Source organism: Achromobacter sp. JD417 (assembly GCF_041879325.1).
Classification (GTDB): Bacteria; Pseudomonadota; Gammaproteobacteria; order Burkholderiales; family Burkholderiaceae_B; genus Achromobacter; species Achromobacter mucicolens.
This window is the reverse complement of sequence record NZ_CP087159.1, coordinates 4,299,266-4,317,875: the sequence shown is the minus strand read 5'-3', so window position 1 is coordinate 4,317,875 and position 18,610 is coordinate 4,299,266. Positions and strand designations below refer to the sequence as shown.

17 protein-coding genes are annotated in these 18,610 nt (G+C 69.3%); 11 read left to right on the top strand and 6 right to left on the bottom strand.

The annotated features are described in order from the left end of the window. Positions 1-41 precede the first annotated feature (41 nt). The 6 genes from LN047_RS19920 to LN047_RS19895 are packed head-to-tail and all read left to right on the top strand — an operon-like array spanning position 42 to position 7,187. The gene (locus LN047_RS19920; protein WP_373979987.1) at positions 42-1,646 is read left to right on the top strand and encodes an ATP-dependent DNA ligase; all 1,605 of its coding nucleotides are present in this window, start codon (positions 42-44) and stop codon (positions 1,644-1,646) included. After that, positions 1,643-4,105, top strand: coding sequence for a ligase-associated DNA damage response DEXH box helicase (locus tag LN047_RS19915; protein WP_373979986.1), 2,463 nt, complete (start codon positions 1,643-1,645; stop codon positions 4,103-4,105). Before LN047_RS19920 ends, LN047_RS19915 begins: the two co-directional genes overlap by 4 nt. After that, on the top strand, positions 4,089-4,760 hold the full coding sequence (pdeM, locus tag LN047_RS19910) for a ligase-associated DNA damage response endonuclease PdeM (protein ID WP_373979985.1): 672 nt from the start codon (positions 4,089-4,091) through the stop codon (positions 4,758-4,760). Before LN047_RS19915 ends, pdeM begins: the two co-directional genes overlap by 17 nt. Before the next feature lie 59 nt (positions 4,761-4,819). After that, complete coding sequence (locus LN047_RS19905) at positions 4,820-5,863, top strand: acyl-CoA dehydrogenase (protein WP_373979984.1); 1,044 nt, start codon at positions 4,820-4,822, stop codon at positions 5,861-5,863. After that, a complete protein-coding gene (locus LN047_RS19900; protein WP_373979983.1) occupies positions 5,851-6,453 on the top strand; it encodes an SAM-dependent methyltransferase in 603 nt (200 codons plus the stop codon). Before LN047_RS19905 ends, LN047_RS19900 begins: the two co-directional genes overlap by 13 nt. Continuing rightward, entirely contained in the window at positions 6,450-7,187 is a 738-nt protein-coding gene (locus LN047_RS19895; protein WP_373979982.1) for a glycosyltransferase family 2 protein, read from the top strand. Before LN047_RS19900 ends, LN047_RS19895 begins: the two co-directional genes overlap by 4 nt. Here the strand turns inward: LN047_RS19895 and LN047_RS19890 are convergent. Continuing rightward, positions 7,130-7,660 carry a CinA family protein gene (locus LN047_RS19890; protein ID WP_373979981.1) on the bottom strand — a complete coding sequence of 177 codons (531 nt, stop codon included), beginning with the start codon at positions 7,658-7,660 and terminating at the stop codon, positions 7,130-7,132. The two genes, LN047_RS19895 and LN047_RS19890, sit on opposite strands and share 58 nt — an antisense overlap. 564 nt (positions 7,661-8,224) lie before the next feature. On the opposite strand from LN047_RS19890, the gene LN047_RS19885 reads away from it, so the two are divergent. The 3 genes from LN047_RS19885 to LN047_RS19875 are packed head-to-tail and all read left to right on the top strand — an operon-like array spanning position 8,225 to position 9,439. Beyond that, on the top strand, positions 8,225-8,971 hold the full coding sequence (locus LN047_RS19885) for a BON domain-containing protein (RefSeq protein ID WP_373979980.1): 747 nt from the start codon (positions 8,225-8,227) through the stop codon (positions 8,969-8,971). After that, positions 8,968-9,165, top strand: coding sequence for a hypothetical protein (locus LN047_RS19880; RefSeq protein WP_373979979.1), 198 nt, complete (start codon positions 8,968-8,970; stop codon positions 9,163-9,165). The genes LN047_RS19885 and LN047_RS19880 overlap by 4 nt, the downstream gene beginning before the upstream one ends. A 34-nt stretch (positions 9,166-9,199) precedes the next feature. Beyond that, positions 9,200-9,439 (top strand): hypothetical protein, encoded by a 240-nt coding sequence (locus LN047_RS19875; protein WP_373979978.1) that lies wholly within the window; start codon positions 9,200-9,202, stop codon positions 9,437-9,439. A gap of 28 nt (positions 9,440-9,467) precedes the next feature. Here LN047_RS19875 and LN047_RS19870 read toward each other — a convergent pair whose 3' ends face one another. From LN047_RS19870 to LN047_RS19850, 5 genes are all read right to left on the bottom strand, one after another. Further along, positions 9,468-10,691: a PepSY-associated TM helix domain-containing protein gene (locus LN047_RS19870; RefSeq protein WP_373979977.1), complete on the bottom strand. Its 1,224-nt coding sequence runs from the start codon at positions 10,689-10,691 to the stop codon at positions 9,468-9,470. 7 nt (positions 10,692-10,698) lie between these two features. Beyond that, positions 10,699-13,089, bottom strand: coding sequence for a TonB-dependent siderophore receptor (locus LN047_RS19865; protein ID WP_373979976.1), 2,391 nt, complete (start codon positions 13,087-13,089; stop codon positions 10,699-10,701). A gap of 99 nt (positions 13,090-13,188) precedes the next feature. Further along, positions 13,189-14,112, bottom strand: a complete 924-nt coding sequence (locus tag LN047_RS19860) for a FecR domain-containing protein (protein ID WP_373979975.1) — start codon at positions 14,110-14,112, stop codon at positions 13,189-13,191. Then, positions 14,105-14,617: a sigma-70 family RNA polymerase sigma factor gene (locus tag LN047_RS19855; RefSeq protein WP_373979974.1), complete on the bottom strand. Its 513-nt coding sequence runs from the start codon at positions 14,615-14,617 to the stop codon at positions 14,105-14,107. Before LN047_RS19855 ends, LN047_RS19860 begins: the two co-directional genes overlap by 8 nt. Before the next feature lie 121 nt (positions 14,618-14,738). Further along, positions 14,739-15,548: an IclR family transcriptional regulator gene (locus tag LN047_RS19850; protein ID WP_373979973.1), complete on the bottom strand. Its 810-nt coding sequence runs from the start codon at positions 15,546-15,548 to the stop codon at positions 14,739-14,741. Positions 15,549-15,678: 130 nt separating this feature from the next. Here LN047_RS19850 and LN047_RS19845 point away from each other — a divergent pair, with 130 nt between their 5' ends. Beyond that, positions 15,679-16,500, top strand: a complete 822-nt coding sequence (locus LN047_RS19845; RefSeq protein ID WP_373979972.1) for an enoyl-CoA hydratase/isomerase family protein — start codon at positions 15,679-15,681, stop codon at positions 16,498-16,500. After that, complete coding sequence (locus tag LN047_RS19840) at positions 16,497-18,602, top strand: acetate--CoA ligase family protein (RefSeq protein ID WP_373979971.1); 2,106 nt, start codon at positions 16,497-16,499, stop codon at positions 18,600-18,602. The genes LN047_RS19845 and LN047_RS19840 overlap by 4 nt, the downstream gene beginning before the upstream one ends. Positions 18,603-18,610: the final 8 nt, after the last annotated feature.

Genomic DNA, 18,610 nt, shown 5'->3' with positions numbered 1-18,610 from the left:
CACGAACATCCTGGATCATCGACAGGGGAACGGACGCAGGCATGAAGCGATTCGCGGGGTTGTATCAGGAGCTTGACCGCAGCACCGCCACCTTGGACAAGCGCGCGGCGCTGGTGGCGTACTTCCGCGATGCGCCGCCGCGCGACGCGGTCTGGGCGCTGTATCTGCTGGCGGGCGGCAAGATCACCAGCGCGCGCAAGAAGATTGCCGGCGTGGGCGAGCTGCGCGCCTGGGCGGCCGACGCCTCCGGCACGGCGCCGTGGCTGCTGGACGCCTGCTATGACCAGGTCGGCGACCTGGCCGAAACCTTGGCGTTGCTGGTGCCGGACCCGGTACAGGCCGCGCCCGATCGCGGGCTGGCCGATTGGATCGAAGAGGTCTTGCTGCCCGTGGCCAATCGCGACGAGACCGAGCGGCGCGAGGTCATCGTGTCTGCGTGGCTGGGCTTGCCGTACGCGGAACGCCTGGTGTTCAACAAGCTCCTGACCGGCGCGCTGCGCGTCGGGGTGTCGCAGCGCATGGTGCAGCAGGCGCTGGCCGAGATGTCGGGGGTGCCCATCGCCCGCATCGCGCAGCGCATGCTGGGCGCGTGGTCCCCCAGCCCGGCGTTCCTGCGCGACTTGCTCAGCGTGGAAGAACTGCCCGGCGATCGCCAGCAGCCTTACCCCTTCTTCCTGGCCTCGCCGCTTGAAGGCGAGCCCGCCATTCTGGGCCCCATCGACGAGTGGCTGCTGGAATGGAAGTGGGATGGGATCCGCGCGCAGCTGATCCGGCGCCACGGCGAAGTGTCGCTGTGGTCGCGCGGCGAAGAGCGGCTGGACGGGCGTTTTCCGGAAGTGGAAGCGGCGGCCGCCGCGCTGAACGTGGACTGCGTCATCGATGGCGAGTTGCTGGCCTGGCAGGATGGCCAGACGGACCCCATGCCGTTTTCAGCACTGCAAACCCGTATCCAGCGATTAAAGCCCGGCCCCAAGTGGCTGGCCGAGGCGCCGGTGCAGATGCTGGCGTACGACCTGCTTGAACTGGAAGGCGAGGACCTGCGCGAATTGCCGCAGGCACAGCGGCGTGAGCGACTGGAAGCGCTGCTGCGCCGCCACCCCGATCCGCGGCTGCGCATGTCGCCGGCCGTGGCGCCCTCGGACTGGGACGAGGCCCTCGCACTGCGCGCGGAATCGCGCGAGCGCGGTGTCGAGGGCTTCATGCTCAAGCGCCGCAGCGCGCCCTATCAAAGCGGGCGGCGGCGCGGTGACTGGTGGAAGTGGAAGATCGATCCGCTCACCATCGACGCCGTGTTGTTGTACGCGCAATCCGGTCATGGCCGGCGCAGCACGCTCTACACCGACTACACCTTCGGGCTGTGGGATGGCGATGCGCTGGTGCCGATCGCCAAGGCGTATTCGGGGCTGGACGACAAAGAGATCCTGGAACTGGATCGCTGGTTGCGCGCCCACACGCGCGAACGCTTCGGACCGGTGCGCTCGGTCGAGCCGGTACAGGTCTTCGAACTGGGCTTTGAGGGCGTCAACCTGTCCAAACGGCACAAGTCCGGCGTGGCGGTGCGCTTTCCGCGCATCCTGCGCTGGCGGCACGACAAGCCTGCGGGCGAGGCCGATCAGCTTGTCACCCTGAAGGCGCTGGCGCGATGAGTGGCGGGACCCGGGGCAGGGACGCGCCGCTGATCGCGTGGTTCAAGACACGCGGCTGGAAGCCCGCGCCTTTTCAGCGCGAAACGTGGCGCCGTTATCTGGATGGCGAGTCGGGGTTGCTGCATACGCCGACGGGCAGCGGCAAGACATTGGCGGCATTTGGCGGCCCGCTGCTCGAAGCGCTTGAAGACGACACACCGGGGCGCGCGGCGGCGGGCGAGGGACCGCGCGTGCTGTGGGTGACGCCGCTGCGCGCGCTGGCCGCCGATACCACGCGGGCGTTGACGCAGACGGCGAGCGAATTGGGCATCGACTGGACGGTCGCGCTGCGCACCGGCGACGCCAGCGCGCGTGACAAGCGGCTGGCGCGGCAGGGCAAGGCGCACGTGCTGGTCATCACGCCCGAATCGCTGGCGCTGCTGCTGTCTTACGCCGATGCGTCGCTGCGCTTTCGCGCGTTGCGCTGCATTGTGGTGGACGAATGGCACGAGCTCCTGGGCAACAAGCGGGGCGTGCTGTTGCAGCTATGCCTGGCGCGCGTTCGGAAGCTGTCGCCGGCCGCCAGGACGTGGGGGCTGTCCGCCACGCTGGGCAATCTGGAGCAGGCGCGCGCGGTGCTGCTGCCGCAGGCGCCGGACAGCGCGCTGGTGGCGGGCGCCAAGCCGCGCAAGATCCAGATATCGACCTTGCTGCCGGAACGCAGCCGGGCGCTGCCTTGGGCGGGCCACCTGGGGCTGTCGCAGCTCGAACGCGTCTTCAAGCGCCTTTTCGACGTGCGCGCGACGCTGCTGTTCACGAACACCCGGGCGCAGGCCGAGCTGTGGCATCGCGCGCTGGAATCGATCTGGCCCGAAGCCCCGGCCACGCTGGCCTTGCATCACGGGTCGCTGGATCCCAAGCTGCGCGCCGGGGTCGAGCAAGGTCTGCGCGATGGCACGGTGCGCTGCGTGGTCGCGACGTCCAGCCTGGATCTGGGCGTGGATTTCCCGGCGGTGGACCAGGTGCTGCAGATCGGCAGCCCAAAGGGCGTGGCGCGCCTGTTGCAGCGCGCCGGCCGCGCCAAGCATCGGCCCGGCGAATCGGGCAACGTCGTCTGCGTGCCCGCGCAGGCGCTGGAATTGATCGAGTATGCCGCGGCCCGCCAGGCGATCGCGCGCGGCGAGATCGAATCGCGCATGCCGCCCATCGGCAGCCTGGACGTGCTGGCCCAGCACGCCGTGACGCTGGCGCTGGGCGGCGGGTTCGATGCCGCTGAGCTGTACGAGGAAGTTCGCGGCACGCATGCCTACGCCACGCTCGACGCTGCAACGTGGCAGGCCGTGCTGGACTTCATCGTGCAAGGAGGGCGCGCGCTGGCAAAGTACCCGGACTACCACCGCGTGGTGCGCGACGAGGATGGCTGCTACCGCGTGCACGACCGGCGCATCGCGTTCCGGCATCGGCTGTCCATCGGCACCATCACGTCTGACGGCGCGGTGGCGGTGAAGTATCTGCGGGGCGGCAGTCTGGGGTCCGTCGAGGAAGGATTCCTGGCGCGTCTGCGGCGCGGCGACCGCTTTCAGTTCGCCGGCCGCACGCTGGAGCTGGTGCGGCTGGAGGGCATGGTCGCCTACGTGCGCCGCGCAAAGGCCGGCGACGGGCCCGTCGCGACGTGGCAGGGCGGCCGCATGCCCTTGTCGACGCAGTTGGCGAGCGAAGTGGAAAGCCTGTATTCCCATCCCGGCGACCATCCGGAAATGCGTGCGGTCGGGCCGCTGCTGCGGATTCAGGAAGCGGCCAGCGCGCTGCCCGACCACGGCCGGCTGGTGGCCGAGCGCATCAAGACGCGGCGCGGCACGCATCTGTTCCTGTTTCCGTTTGCCGGCCGCGCCGTGCATGAGGGCATCGCCGCGATGGTCGCGCTGCGCTGGGGCCGGCGCCAGCCCAACACGATTTCCTACACCGTCAATGACTACGGTCTGATGCTGACCTTGGCCGAACCTGCCGCGCTGGACGACACGCTGCTGCGCGCGCTGCTCAGTCCCGACAACATGGCCGAGGACCTGCGCGAGGGCGTGAATCTTGGCGAAATGGCGCGCCGCCAGTTCAGGGAGATTGCCCGCGTTGCCGGCCTGCTGACGCCGTCGTTGCCGGGGCAGGCGGCGCGCTCGCTGCGGCAGGTGCAAGCGTCCAGCGGTCTGCTCTACGACGTGCTGCGCCGCTACGATCCCGATCACCTTCTGCTGGCGCAGGCGGAGCGCGAAGTCTTTGAATTGCAGCTGGAGGCGCCGCGCCTGCTGGCGGCGCTGCAAGACTGCCAGCGCCGCAAACTGGCCTTGTGCGAACCGCGCGCGCTCACGCCACTGTCGTTCCCGCTGTGGACCGAAAGCCTGCGCGGACAGCTCAGCACCGAGACGTGGCAGGCGCGTGTCAAGCGCGCCGCCGAGCAACTGGAGAAGCGTTATGCACGCGTCGCCTGACGCAGGCCTGGCGATAGCGCTGGCGGGCGAACGCGTCGTCCTGCTGGGCGCGCGCGGCATGCACTGGCCGGCGCGGTCCCGGCTGGTGATTGCCGACCTGCATCTGGGCAAGAGCCATGTGTTTCGCCAGGCGGGCATCGCCGTGCCGCGCGGCGCGACGATGGATGACTTGAATCGCTTGTCGGCGCTGATCGCGGCGACGCAGGCGACCGAACTGCTGATCGTGGGCGATGTGCTGCACGGCCCCGCCGCCCAGGCCGCCTGGCGCGATGCGTGGATTGCGTGGCGCGAGGCGCATGCGGGCGTGGACGTGGCGGTGCTGGCCGGCAACCACGACCGGGCTCTGGACGCGCCGGCGCTGGGCATGCGCCAGCTTGGGCAGGCGTGGGGCGACGGCCCATTTCTTTTCCGGCATCTGCCAACGCCGGACACGCAGGGCCGGCACGTCATTGCCGGCCACGTGCATCCGAAGACGCGCGTGCCGGGCGTGCCGCGCAGCTGGCCAGCCTTCTGGCTGCGCCCCGGCATCACCGTGCTGCCGGCGTTTTCCGACTTCACGGGCGGACATCCGGTCCAAGGCGGGCAGGGCGCGTCGTTAGTCGCATGCGTGGAAGGCGATGCGCTGGCGCTGGGGTGGTCGCCACCCCCGCCGTGACGGGCACGACGTTTGCTGAACACGGCGCATCTTCTTGCGCACCTTGTGCCCCAATTTTCATGACAGACCATCGCGGCCTTGCCGCTCAGCCTTCGTGCCTGGACATCCTCGATCAGGCACTTTCAGATGCCCGTGCACCGCTCGATCCCGGGCGCTGGCTGCGGATCCTTGTCGAGCAGGGGTGCGACCGGCTGCCGCTGCCGGCCTCGGGCCGCACGCGCGAACGGTGGCAGGCGCTGGCCCGCGTGGCGGCAGCGGATCTCAGCCTGGCCAAGCTGTTCGAGGGCCACACCGATGCGCTCGCCATCCTGGCGGAGTTGCAGGCGTCGCCCGCGCCCTCGATGGCGAATAGCCGCTGGGCCGTGTGGTGCGCCGAACCCCCGGATCACCGCGTCCAGATCACGCAGCGCGCCGAGGGTTCGGCGCTATTGCACGGCGTCAAGGCGTGGTGTTCCGGCGCGGCATCCGTGACGCACGCGCTCGTCAGCGGCTGGAATCCGGCCGGAGAACCCTGTCTGGTCGCGGTGGCAATGGATCAGGATGGCGTCAAGGTGACCGACGCCGGCTGGCACGCGGTGGGCATGCGCGCGTCGGCCAGCGTCGACGTGGCCTTCAGCCACGTGCCGTGCACGCTGGTAGGCAAGCCCGGCGCCTACGTGAATCGCCCCGGTTTCCTGCACGGCGGCGCCGGTGTCGCGGCGAGCTGGTATGGCGGGCTGGTGCACATTGCCCAGTCGTTGCGCGCGGCGTTGCCCGTGACGTCCGCCGACCCGCATCGCCTTGCGCATCTGGGCGCCGTCGACGTCGCCCTGGCGCAGGCGCGAGCAGTGCTGCGCGAGACCGCTGCCGAGATCGATGCGCATCCGCGCCAGTCGTGCGCGATGGCTTGCGCGCGAGCCCGCTTGGCCGTGGAGGCGGCGGCGGCCGTGGTGGTGGAACGGGCGGCGCGCGCGCTGGGCGCGGGGCCGTTGTGCCGCGACGCCGGCTTTGCGCAGGTGATGGCCGATCTGCCCGTCTTCATCCGTCAGAGCCATGCCGAACGCGATCAGGCGGCGCACGGACAAGCGGTGCTTAACCACGAGGGCGCGCCATGGGCGCTGTAGCCGCGGATCACTTCGAACGGCTGTACCGCGCCGACCCCGACCCGTGGCGCGTGGCAAGCGCTTGGTACGAACGCCGCAAGCGCGGCCTGCTGCTGGCGGCGCTCGGCCGCGAACACTACCGCCATGCCTTCGAGCCAGGTTGCGGCACGGGGGAGCTGACCCGATGCCTGGCGCTGCGGTGCGCGCAGGTCTGCGCCGTCGACGTCGCTCCGGCGGCAGCCGCGCGTTGCGGCGAGCGCATGGCGGGCGAGGGCCTGGACCACGTCGCGGTGCTGGCGCTCGACCTGCCGCGGCAGTGGCCTGACGTGCCGCCGGACGGCTTTGACCTCATCGTGCTGTCGGAAGTGGCGTATTACCTGGACGACGCCGCGCTTCGCGCTTTTTTGCATGGCGTGGACGCGTCGCTGGGCGCCGGCGGTGAACTGGTGGCCTGTCACTGGCGCCCGGATTTCGATGACCGTCTACAGCCCACGGATGCGTTGCATGCCGCGCTCGGCGCGCTGCCCGGCCTGGTGTGCACGGCGCGGCACGAAGAGCCCGAGTTCCGCCTGGATGTATGGCGCAGACAACCCCAAGGAAGCGATTCATGATCGGCGTGTGTATTCCGGCGCACAACGAAGAGCGCCATATCGAGGACTGCCTGCGCGCCGTACTGCGCGCCTCGCGCCATGCGCGGCTGGGCGGCGAAGCGGTGCGGATCGCGGTGGTGCTGGATCACTGCGTGGATCGCACTGCGGGAATCGTCGCCGGCTGGCCGGTGGATCTGTTGACGGTCCACGCGCGCAACGTGGGCGTCGCGCGTGCCGCCGGCGCGCATCATCTGCTGGATGCCGGCGCGCGGTGGCTGGCCTTCACCGATGCCGACACGAACGTGTCGCCCGATTGGCTGGCCGACCAGCTTTCCTTGGACGCGGAAGTGGTGTGCGGCACGATATCGGTCGCGGGATGGGAAGCGCACGGCGCGTTTGCGCAGCGGGCGCGCGGTGCGTTCGCCGCGCATTACCAGGATCGCGATGGCCACCGGCATGTGCACGGGGCGAACCTGGGCGTCGCGGCGCACGTGTACCGGCGCATTGGCGGTTTTGCGGCGTTGACCTGCAGCGAGGACCAGGCCCTGGTCGACAAGCTGGAAGCCGGCGGCGCGCACATCGCATGGTCCTGCCTGCCGCGCGTGACCACCAGCGCCCGGCCGTATTCGCGCGTCGAAGGCGGATTCGCGACCGCGCTGCGCAGAGGGTGGGACGCGGCGGCAGGCAGCGAGGGCGCTCAGCTGGACCCGGAGCCGGACGGAGAGGGTGGGACGCCGTTCTGCCACTGCTCGTGATAGGCAATCATCCGGGCCAGCGCGTGCTGCGCGCTGGCGCGCCGGATCGCGTTGCGGTCACCGTCGAAACGCGTCGTCTCGGTGTAGACGGCTGGCGCGCCATCGGCGGGGCCAGCCTTGAATACCCATGCGTAACACTGCGTGCCGGCGGGAATGTCGGGGTCGGTGCCGTCGGTGACGCCCGTGTTTGAAATTGCGACGTTCGCCGGACTGTTGCGGGCGGCGCCCAGCGCCATTTCCCTGGCAACCGCTTCACTGGTCAGATTGTGGCGCTGCAGCGTACGCGCCGCCACGCCCAGGCACTTCTGCTTGGCCTGCGGCGTGTAGGTCACGAACGCGCAGTCCAGCAACGCGCCCGTGCCCGGTATGTCGGCAAGCGTGGCGGCAATCAGCCCTGCCGTGCACGACTCGGCGGTCACCAGTTGCAGCGAGTGCTCGTGCATGTACGCGGCGACCCGTTCGATGGCATTCATTCGCGTCCCTCCTGGCGTGAATGCCGGGGCGGCCAGCAAGCTGCGTGCCGCCCGCGTGCCAACTGCCTGCCCCGTCACCTGTCAGGCGGTTTGTGCGCCACCGCCACCCCCACCGACCCGCACGGCAGCCGGTATTTGCCTCCCCCCAGCCACGTGACGGGCTCGCCGGTCGGAAGGGTGCAGACGTAGATGGGGACACCGGATGCTTCTTGCGTTCTCCTTGCGATCAAACGCCGTTCTACGCGGCAGGTGGAGCGATCGGGGAGTTTTACGATTACATCGGACAGCCTGGATCCTGAAGCCATATTTCATCTCCTGAATGTCGTGTGTCGTGTTGCCGGATGCGGTTGTTGGGCCTTGCCACGGCGTTCTGACCGCATGACCCATTCTTAGCACCGCGACCGCCTTTGGCCTATCGGCCATACAGCGTGGACCTTGTGCTGTCCGGCCGGCCGCGTCCGTCCGGCACAGCACTTGCTGCCCTGGCGAGGCGGGCAGGCGAGGGCGCGCAGCTGTCCCCGAACCCGGCCCGCTTGATGTGCAACTTGCAACGGGAGAGACGATATGAGTAGAGACCCGAGGAACACGCCTGCATTTCGAGGCGAGCGGGAACCGTGGCAGGACCCCGCGCCTTCGTTCGGATATCAGAGCGAAGGCACCCGCCAGGGAGGCACGCGCGAGACGCGAGAGCCTGTGCGCAGCCGCAGCGCGGATCCTGGCCAGAGCAGCTACGGCGGATTCTCGAACGAAGATCCCTCGTTCCAGCGTCAACAGGTGGTCGAGGGGCAGGACCGCGGGCGTGGCAGCGATGACCGCCACCATGACGCGCGCGGCCGATATGGCGATCAGGGCCGCGGCTCGGGCGGCCAGGGCCGATATCCGGGCGGGCGCGACCGCGCCTACGGGCGCGATCAGTCCTACGACGGCCCCACGTCCTTTGGCGACGACGAAGGCGGCTACTACGGCGACCGCCCGGCCTGGCGCGAGGAATCCATGTCCTTCGAAACCGCCGAGCGCGGCGGCTACAACCGCGGCCCGACGGCATGGCGCGACCGCGCATCGCGCAGGACCGATCCCAAGGGCTACATCCGTTCGGACGACCGGATCCGCGAGAACGTCTGCGAGGCGCTCGCCCATAGTGGCCTGGACGTGAGCGACGTGTCGGTTGCGGTTACCGATGGCCGGGTCGTGCTGGAGGGCACCGTCCCCAACCGCCGCATCAAGCATCACATCGAGGATTGCACCGTGGAATGCGCCGGCGTCAACGACGTCGACAACCGGATCCGCGTCAACGAAAGGAGCAAATCATGACCAAGCAGAAGGACGACAAGCACCACGAGACCGGCGCGGACCGCACGCAGGACGATACGCCGCGGGAATCGCAGGCGAGCCACGGCGACACGCAGAACCGCACCAAGAAGGAGGGCCATACCACGCAGATCGGCACTGGCCAGGACCAGCAGAGCCAGCGCAACCGCGGGCAAGGCGCCCGGTCCAAGCCTTGATCCTGTCTTGTGCATTGAGCAGGAACCGTAGCCGATGACGCTGGATGCGTTGTGGGACTTCCTGCAATGGCCGGCCATGGCGGCGTCGCTTGCCGCCGCCTGGCTGGTTGCCTCGCGCAGCCCTGCCCGGCGCACGGCCGGTTTCTGGGTATTTCTTGCCAGCAACGTGCTGTGGGTGGCCTGGGGACTGCACGACGACGCCTGGGCGCTTATTGCGCTGCAACTCGGTTTGGCCGTGCTCAACGTGCGCGGCGTCCTGAAAAACGACGCGTAGGCGTTCGCGTGCTGGTGGCCGGCACGTGTCAGCCCGGCCGGCGCAATGCGGCATGCGACCGGCCCCGCTGCTTGCGCCGCCAGATCAGCACGCCGGTCACGGACAGCATGACGACAATCAGCCCTAGCAGGCAGGCAAAGATCCGGTAGGGCAGGCCGAAGACGTGCGCCATGTGCAGCGCGCCCAGCCAGTTGCTGAACGTGTCGCCCCATGCGCCGCGCGTGGGCAGGTACATGCCGCGCCGCGCGCCCGTGTTGGCGTCGATCAGGATGGCGGTGTTGCCCACATGGCGGCGCAGGTCGGCGTCGCTGTGCGCCAGGTACGCGTACACGCCGCGCCGCCGGTCCAGCATCAGCGACTCCTCGCCATCCACGCTAAAGCCGCGTTCTTTTGCCAGTTCGCCCATCGCGCGGCGCGCCGCCGCAAGGGCGGCCGGGCCGTCCAGCGCGGGCGTGGCCAGCGGCTGCGGCAGGACGGGCGCGCCGCGCCACGATGTGTCGAACGGCATGATGACCGACATTACGGGCTGGTAGACCTGGGCCCGCAGGTTGAACATGACGCTGGACCACGCATACACCAGCAGCAGGGCCCACAGCCAGAGGCCGAAGGCGCGGTGCAGGTCCAGCGTGAAGCGCGCCGCCGAGGCGCCTTGCTTGATCGACCAGGCCGGCTGCCACGCGCGCCAAAATCCCGCGCGCTTTGCGCCCTTGGACGGCAGGGTCAGGTAAAAGCCGGCAAAACAGTCCAGCGTCCAGATGAGCGCGATCACGCCATACAGCAAGCGGCCCCAGACGCCGGGCAGCGTCAGATCCAGATGCAGCCGGTAGATGAACGGCAGCAGGTTCTCGCGCGCGAGCGACACCGCACCCTCGTTGCGCCAGCCCAGCACCTTTCCGCTATAGGGGTCCGCGAAGGCATGTGTGGCGGGCCGCGGCAGCATGCGTCCGGTGGCCGCATCCTGCCGCGGCGTCAGCCGAAAGACCACGGCCCGGTCTGCCTCGCGCCGCAGCGGCACCTGCTCGATGCCGGCCCACGGCAACTGTGCGCGAACCGTGTCGCGCAGGACAAAGGGGTCCAGCAGCGCGCGCCCCTCGGCGGGCGCCAGGAACAACTGCGGATTGAGCCAGGCGTCCAGGTCTTCCTTGAACGCCAGGATGCTGCCCGTCAGGCCGGCCACGCACAGGAACAGGGCGGTGGCCAGCCCCGCCCATCGGTGCACGCGGACCCAGAACGGGCGCGCTGCGATCGCCATGCCGCGCTCAGTACTTGGCGCGCAGCGTCAGCAGGAAGGCCTGCGGTTCGCCAAAGATGTTCTGCGAGCGCGGCGAACTGATGGTCGCGTAGTACTTGCGGTCGAACAGGTTGGTGACGTTGAGCGCCACGTCCACGTTGCGGTTGATCTCGTAGCCGATCTTCATGTCGACCGTCGCATAGCCGCCTTGCTCCAGCCGCGCGCCGTTGTACTGCGGCAGCGCAACGTAGGTGCCGCTTTGCACGTTGACGCCGCCGCCGATGGTCCACCGGTTCGCCACGCCCGGCAGCCGGTAATCCGTCCACAACCGCAGCAGATGGCGCGGCGCGACGGCGGTCACGTTCGAGTCGTACGAGGCGCTTTGGTCCACGCGCGTCTGCAGCCACGTGTAGCCGGCATAGACGTTCCAGCCCGGCTGGATCTCGCCGTTGACCTGGAGCTCGAATCCGCGGTTGCGCGTCTTGCCATTGGCCGTGTAGACCGTGGTGGAATCCGGCGAGAGCGTGGCGCGGTTCTCGTCGCGGATCTCGAACACCGCAAACGAGGCATTGAGCGCGCCGTCCAGGTATTCGCCCTTGATGCCAGCCTCGATCTGCTTGCCTTCCAACGGCTTGAGCATGCTGCCGTCCGCCGTGGTGTATCCGTTCTGCGGCAGGAAGATCTCGGAGTAGCTGGTATAGACCGAATAGGTGTCGTTCAGGTCATAGATCAGGCCCAGGTTGGGCGTGAACTTGCCGTCGTAATTGGCCTGCTGCGCCTTTTCCGCGGTGAGCGTGCGCTGGTTGGAAGTCAGGTCCCACCAGCTGAAGCGCCCGCCCGCCACCAGCGTCAGCGGCTCGGCCAGACGCAGGCGCAGGTTGCTGTAGAGGCCCCATTGCTTGGTGCGCGCGTGGTTGCTGTTGTTGAAGGCATAGTCCAGGCGTTCGAAGTCCGAGCGCGGGTTCGTGATGTCGATGCGCGGCGCCCAGTTCGGCGTCGGATAGTTCCACGCGTTGTCAAAGCGCGAGTCGGTGTAGTTGGCGCCCAGCGTCAGATTGTGCTGGCGGCCGAACAGCTGGAAGGGGCCGTCGGCGTAGGCGTCGTAGGAAGTCTGCGCCTGCCGCGTCGGGCCCTTGGCCGACAGCAGCTGGATCAGGTTGTTCGAGGTGTTGGCCGGCCCCCAGCCGTACGCCTGTTCGCGGTCCAGCTTGTTTTCGGCGTAGCGGCCGGACAGCTTGGCGGTCCAGCCATTGTCCAGGCGGTGCTCCACGTCGGCGAAGGCTTCGGTGGACGTGAACTGGTCACGGTTCCAGTCGGCGCCGATGAAGGTGGAGCGCTTGATGTCGGCCAGCGAGAAACTGGGCTGGCCGCCGGGGCCCACGGTCATGAGCGCCGGGATCGACCACATCGACGCGTGGATGTCGCGTTCCTGGCGGCCGCCGCCCACCGTCAGCGTGGTGCGCGGCGTGAAGTCATAAGCCAGCGCGCCGTACAGCACGGAATGCTGCTCGTTGGTTTTGTCGTAGAAGAAGCGGCGGTCCTGGTAGACGCCAACCAGCCGTCCGCGCAGCGAGCCATCCTCGTTCAGGCCGCCGGTCAGGTCGACCTCGGAGCGGTAGTTGTCCCACGATCCCGCCGAGACGCTGCCTTCGAAGCCGAATTCCTTTTGCGGGCGCTTGTGGACCAGGTTGATCGCGCCGCCCAGTCCGCCCGCGCCGTTGTACAAGCCTGCGGGTCCTTTCAGGACCTCGACGCGGTCGTAGATGGCAAGGTCCGTCGAGGACAGCATGCGCCAGTCGTATTGCGTGGGAATGCCGTCGATCTGATACGACGTCATGTCAAAGCCGCGCGAATGGAAGATCGAGCGGCTGTTGTCGCGGCGTTCGACGGTGACGCCCGCCGTGTTGCGCATCGCATCGTCCAGCGTCTGCATGGCCTGCTGGCGCATCCGCTCTTGCGTGACCACGCTGATCGACTGCGGAATCTGGCGCTGCGTGAGCGGCGTCTTGGAGCCTACCGTGGTCGGCGGGTTGTAGCGCTCGGCGGCCGAGTCGCCCGTCACCGTGACGGGGGCCAGCGTGCTGACCGACGGTGCAGCGGGCCGGATGACGAAGTGTCGTTCGCCCGTCTGTTCGGCGACCAGGCCGCTGCCCGCCAGCAGCGCCGCAAAGCCCTCGGCGATGGCGTAGGGCCCGTGCAGCGCCGGCGCCTGCCGGCCCGTGGTGAGCGACGGATCGAACGACAGCGTCACCCGCGCCGACGCGGCGTACTGGTTCAAGGCAGTCTCAAGCGGCGCGGCGGCCTGTTCGACTGTCACGCGCGCGGACTGGGCGTGAACGGCGGGGGCAAGCGCCAGCGCGGCGCACAGCGGAAGCAGGCGCAGAAGGCGCGTCGGGGTAGGGCGTGCAGAGCGGGACATGACGTAGGCGATCCTGGTTCAAACGGGGGGTGTCATTCCCTATGTCGAACGAGGACGCCAAAACCCGTAAGGGGCGTCGCCAAAAAGTTGTAACGGCATTCAGGCGGGCAGCACGCGGGTCCACAGGCCCGCGTAGCGCTCGATCCGCGTGGGCAGCGCGCGGGACAGCGTATTGAGCGCGCCTGGCAGGTCGTCCAGCAGGAAGACGCCCGACACCCGCAGATCGGCCACGGCGGGATCGCAGCTGATCCAGCCGCGCTGATAACGCGACAGTTCCTGCAGGAAGTCCGCGAGCCGCATGCCGCGCACGGTCAGCACGCCGTCGGCCCAGCTATCGGCGCCGAACGGCAAGGCGGGTTCGCGCCGCGCATCGCGGTCTGTCACGCGGTAGCGCCCGCCGGGTTCGGCGCGCGATTCGGCGCCGTGCACGGGGGCAATGCGCAAGTCGCCGCGCTGCATGTCCAGCAGCGTGGCGTCTTCGATCGTGCGCAGCAGAAAGCGCGCCTGCGTGGCGGTGAAACGCGCCTGGCGTGTGCGCACTTCCCACGGGGCGGGCGCCGCGCCCGTGTCCATGCGCAGCTCGCCGGCCAGCAGGGTCAGGCGCCGGCCGCCCGGGTCGGTCCGCACGGCGCTGCCCGTGTTCAGCCACAGTTCGGCCCCGCCCTCCAGCGCGAACCGGCGACGCTCGCCGACGCCGCTGCGGTAGTCGGCGGTCATGCGATCCCAGGCGCCGTCGCGCCACGCCAGCGTCGCGCCAGCGCCCACCGTTCCCAACGCCAGCATGGCAAGGACGCGGCGGCGGCCGCGGGCGGGGGCGGCGCGCAGCGCGGACGCCGCCGCCGAGCCGGACACCGCGCGCAGATCCGTCTCGATCGCCTGCAACTGGCGCCAGACCCGTTCGTGCTCGGCGTCGGCCTCGCGCCAGCGGCGGCAGGCCTCGTGCTCGGCGGCGTCGGCGTGGCCCGAGTTCAGGCGCACCGCAAAGGAAATGGCGCGATCCAGCACCACGGCGCGATCAGCCATAGCGCAGCTCGTAGCAATGACGGATGGCGGCGGCCATGTATTTTTCGACGGAGCTCAACGACACGCGCAAGGTTGCGGCGATGTCGGGATAGGTCATGCCGTCCAGCCGCGACATCAGGAATGCCGCCTTCGCCTTGGCGTTCAAGCCGTCCAGCATGCGGTCGATGCGTACCAGGGTTTCGAGCAGCAGGGCACGGGTTTCGGGAGACGGGGCCTGGGCTTCTGGCAGCAGGGCCAGCTCGTCGAGATAGGCCCGCTCCAGCTTGCGCCGGCGGATGTGGTCCACGGCCAGGCCGTGCGCCAGCGTCGTCAGATAGGCGCGCGGCTCTTGCAGCCCGCGGGCGCGCTCGGGCGCGGCCAATAGCCGATGAAAGGTGTCTTGCGCGATATCGGCGGCGTCAAAGCCGCACCCCAGCTTTCTGCGCAGCCAGTTCACCAGCCAGCGGTGATGGTCCACATAGAGTGCGCCCACATGATGGTGATCCGGCGCCAGGCTGCGAGTCATGGAAGTGCGGCGAAAGGGGAGACGTTGGCAATCCCGGACGGAAGGTGTCGAGATTGAGAATGGTTCTTATTGTATCAGCGGTTTGCGTGGGCGGCATCAGGGAATCCGAGGGGGGCAGGTGTCAGGCGGGACGCTGGCTTTCCAGCTCGTGCTCGATGCCGGCTTTCAGCGCCAGCAGATCCGGGGCATGCCGCTGCGCCACCGCGGACGGCGCGTCGTCGGTGGTGAGGCTGATGTTCAGCGCCATTGCCGGGCCGCCCAGCGGGCGTAGCGGCGTGGACAGCGCCACCACGCCCGGCTGCCACGACGCCACGCAATATCCGCGCGCCGTCACCTTGGCGATCGCGCTGTCGATGTCCGCGCGGATCGGCTTCCAGGTGGCGCTGCGATAGCCCCGCCGGATCTGGTCCAGCAGGGCGTCGCGCGTGTGGGCGTCCAGCGTCGCCAGGTAGGCGCGTCCCAGCGATGTCAGCTCGATCGGAACCCGCTGGCCCGCAACGATGGTGCGCAGGGACGCCTTGCGGTTGTAGCGGATGGATTCCAGGTAGACCATGTCGGCCCGGTCGGCGCTGGCCAGGCCCACGTTCAGACGCTGCTTGACGGACACCTCGCGCATCAGCGGCGTGGCCGCGCGCAGCACCGGCGACGAGGCGTGCATGGCATGTCCCAGGCTGAGCACCGGCGCGGCCAGGCGGTAGGCGCGCGCGCGCCGGTCGTGTTCCAGAAAGCCGCTGGTCACAAGTGTCTGCGTCAGCCTGCTGACCGTCGCCGCCGACAGGCCTGTGCGTTCGGCCAGATCGCCATTGCCCAGCAGGTCCGTGCCCGGCTTGAACGCGCGAAGGATCTCCAGGCCGCGTTCCAGCGAGCGGTTCTGGCTGACGCCGGTGAAGCGGCGGCTGGCGGCGGTAGCGGATTCGGAGGCGGCGGGCATGGCAGTGCAATTCCACTAGATGGAAATAGGGCGGTGCATTTGCACACTGTAGCGCCTACCTTGTCGGTGTTGCCAGCCCGGCAGCCGTTGTGGATTCCGGGGCTGGCCCCGGAAACGACGGAGCACGGAAATGGCTGACTACGAATTCATCAGACTGCAGACGCGGGACGGCGTGGCGACGCTGACACTGAACCGCGCTGACAAGCGCAACGCGATCAGCGACGCAATGCGTAGCGAATTGATCCAGGCGCTGGAGCACGTCGCACAGGACCGGGCGATCCGCGCGCTGGTGCTGACAGGCGAAGGCAAGGGATTCTGCGCGGGCGGCGACATCGCGGGCATGCAGCGCAGGATGGACGCGCCGGCGGGCGAGGTCGGATTCAACGGATGGTCGCGCCAGCAGCGCGTGCACCACGCGCAAGGGCTGCTGTTCAACATGCCCAAGCCGACGATCGCGGCGGTGAACGGCGCGGCGGCGGGGCTGGGGGCGGATACGGCGCTCAGCTGCGATTTCATCGTGGCGTCCGAAAGCGCCTCGTTTACGTGGAGCTACATTGCGCGCGGCCTGATCCCCGACGGCGGCGGCATGTATTTCCTGCCGCGCCGCGTCGGCCTGGCGCGCGCGAAGGAATTGATCTATTCCGGGCGCAAGGTGGCGGCGCAGGAGGCCCAGCAACTGGGCATCGCCGACCGGCTCGTGCCGGCCGGCACCGAAGTGGAGGCGGCCCAGGCGTGGGCGGCGGAATTGAGCCAGGGCTCGGCCACGGCGCTGGCGCTGGGCAAGTCGATCCTGGACCAGACGTTCGAACTGACGGCCGACCAGGTGTTCGCCATGGGCAGCCAGGCGCAAGGCATCTGCTACACCAGCGCCGAGCACCGCGACGCCGTGGCCGCGTTTCTGGAAAAGATGGCGCAGGCGCAGGCGGCCCGCGCCCAGGGAGAGAAGCCGTGAGCGCGCTGGACAAGCTGCTGCGGCCCCGCAGCGTGGCAGTGGTCGGGGCGTCGGCCGACCCCGCCAAGACCTCGGGCCGGCCCGTGGCCTACCTGCGCAAGCACGGATTTCGGGGCAGCATCTACCCCGTCAACCCGAAGGCGTTCGAGATCGACGGCTTGCGTTGCTACCCCGACATCCGCTCGCTGCCGCAGGCGCCCGACGTCGCCATCGTGGTGCTGGGCGCCGAGCGCACGCAGCAGGCCGTTCGCGAGCTGTCCGCCATCGGCACGGGCGCGGCCATCGTGCTGGCAAGCGGATACTCGGAAAGCGGCGAGGAGGGCGCGCGCCGCCAGCAGGCGCTGCGCGAGGCCGCTGGCGCCATGCGCATTCTGGGGCCGAACACCATCGGCCTGGTCAACCTGACCGACCGGGTCACGCTGTCGGCCAGCGGCGCCCTGGAAATCGACGACCTGCAGCCTGGCGCGGTGGGGCTCGTCTCGCAAAGCGGCGGCATCCTGGGGGCGCTGCTGTCGCGCGCCGCCGCCCGGGGCGTGGGCCTGTCCAAGCTGATTTCGACCAGCAACGAGGCCGACCTGGAACTGGCCGACTTCGTGGACGCGCTGGCCGACGACCCCGCCACGCGCGTCATCGCGCTGTACGTCGAGAGCATTCGCCATCCCGCCAAGTTCCGCGCCGCCGCGCGCAAGGCGCGGGCCGCCGGTAAACCGGTGGTGGCGTTCAAGATCGGGCGTTCCGAATCGGGTGCGCGGGCGGCCGCGTCGCACACCGGGGCGCTGGCCGGCGCCGACGCCATGTACGACGCGCTTTTCGAGGATGCGGGCATCATCCGGGCGCAGACCTTCTCGGACCTGCTGGATATTCCGGCTGCGCTGGCGCACGCACGCAAGCTCCCCGGACGCCGCGTCGCGATCCTGACATCGACGGGCGGCGCTGGCACGCTGGTGGCGGACTGCCTGGGCCTCGCGGGGTTCGAGCTGCCGGCGCCTGACGACGCCACCGGCGCGGCGCTGCGCGCCCTGCAACCCGGCACGCCCGCCGCGCTGGACCGCAATCCCATCGACGTCACGCTCGCGGGCCTGCAGCCCGAACTGCTGCGCGGCGCCATCCGCATCCTGCTCGACAGCGGCAGCTACGACGCGCTGGTGGTGATCGTCGGTTCGTCCGGCGTGGCGCAGCCCGAACTGATGGCAGGCGCGTTGAAGGACACGTTGGCTGGCGCCACCAAGCCCGTGATGGCCTACATCAGCCCGCACGCGCCCCGCGCCGCCGAGGTGCTTGGCCGCTACGGCATACCGGCGTTTCACACGCCCGAAGGCGTCAGCGCGGCCATGGCGGCGATGTGGCAGGCACAGGCGCGCGTCGAGGCGGACAACGCGGTGCCGCCGGACGCAGCGTTGCCGGGCGGCCTGGATCTAGGGGGCGGCGGCTCGCTGGACGAGGCGCAGGCCAAGGCGCTCTTTGCCCGGTTCGGCGTGCCTGGCGTCAAGGAAATCGTCGTGCAGGACGAGGCGCAGGCCTCGCAGGCCGCGGCCGCGCTGGGCCCGTGGGTCGTGCTCAAGCTGCTGTCGCGGGACATCACGCACAAGAGCGACGTGGGCGGCGTGGCCGTGAACGTGGCGCAGGAGGACGTGCCCGAACGGCTGCGGCACATGCGCGAGGACGTCCTGCGCCATACCGGCGACACGCCTCGCGCCTTCCTGGTCCAGGAGATGGTGACCGGTGCGGCGGAAGTGATCGTCGGCCTGCACCGGGATCCGCTGGGCTCTGCCATTCTGCTTGGCATGGGGGGCGTGGTCGCCGAACTGGTGCGGGATACGACGCTCTTGATGCTGCCCGAAGACGGCACCGGCCTGTCGCCGGCGCAGGTGATGGCCGGACTGCGGCGGCTCAAGACCTGGCCCTTGCTGGACGGCTACCGCGGGCGCGAGCGCGCCGACGTGCCGGCGTTGGTCGCCGCCGTCGTCGCGTTCTCACGCATGGCGGGCGCGTTGGGAGATGTCCTCGTCGAAGCCGAAATCAATCCGCTCTTCGTTCGGCCTGCGGGCCAGGGCGTTTGCGCGGCGGACGGTGTGGCCGTCCTGCAAAGCCGCCTGAACTAGTTCAGCCG

Coding starts and splice junctions, on each gene's coding strand:
- LN047_RS19855 (WP_373979974.1), bottom strand. CDS start 14,617: ATGACTCGCAGCCTGGCGCCGGATCACCATCATGTGGGCGCACTCTAT.
- LN047_RS19875 (WP_373979978.1), top strand. CDS start 9,200: ATGACGCTGGATGCGTTGTGGGACTTCCTGCAATGGCCGGCCATGGCG.
- LN047_RS19920 (WP_373979987.1), top strand. CDS start 42: ATGAAGCGATTCGCGGGGTTGTATCAGGAGCTTGACCGCAGCACCGCC.
- pdeM (WP_373979985.1), top strand. CDS start 4,089: ATGCACGCGTCGCCTGACGCAGGCCTGGCGATAGCGCTGGCGGGCGAA.
- LN047_RS19850 (WP_373979973.1), bottom strand. CDS start 15,548: ATGCCCGCCGCCTCCGAATCCGCTACCGCCGCCAGCCGCCGCTTCACC.
- LN047_RS19845 (WP_373979972.1), top strand. CDS start 15,679: ATGGCTGACTACGAATTCATCAGACTGCAGACGCGGGACGGCGTGGCG.
- LN047_RS19915 (WP_373979986.1), top strand. CDS start 1,643: ATGAGTGGCGGGACCCGGGGCAGGGACGCGCCGCTGATCGCGTGGTTC.
- LN047_RS19900 (WP_373979983.1), top strand. CDS start 5,851: ATGGGCGCTGTAGCCGCGGATCACTTCGAACGGCTGTACCGCGCCGAC.
- LN047_RS19890 (WP_373979981.1), bottom strand. CDS start 7,660: ATGAATGCCATCGAACGGGTCGCCGCGTACATGCACGAGCACTCGCTG.
- LN047_RS19885 (WP_373979980.1), top strand. CDS start 8,225: ATGAGTAGAGACCCGAGGAACACGCCTGCATTTCGAGGCGAGCGGGAA.
- LN047_RS19895 (WP_373979982.1), top strand. CDS start 6,450: ATGATCGGCGTGTGTATTCCGGCGCACAACGAAGAGCGCCATATCGAG.
- LN047_RS19880 (WP_373979979.1), top strand. CDS start 8,968: ATGACCAAGCAGAAGGACGACAAGCACCACGAGACCGGCGCGGACCGC.
- LN047_RS19860 (WP_373979975.1), bottom strand. CDS start 14,112: ATGGCTGATCGCGCCGTGGTGCTGGATCGCGCCATTTCCTTTGCGGTG.
- LN047_RS19870 (WP_373979977.1), bottom strand. CDS start 10,691: ATGGCGATCGCAGCGCGCCCGTTCTGGGTCCGCGTGCACCGATGGGCG.
- LN047_RS19905 (WP_373979984.1), top strand. CDS start 4,820: ATGACAGACCATCGCGGCCTTGCCGCTCAGCCTTCGTGCCTGGACATC.
- LN047_RS19865 (WP_373979976.1), bottom strand. CDS start 13,089: ATGTCCCGCTCTGCACGCCCTACCCCGACGCGCCTTCTGCGCCTGCTT.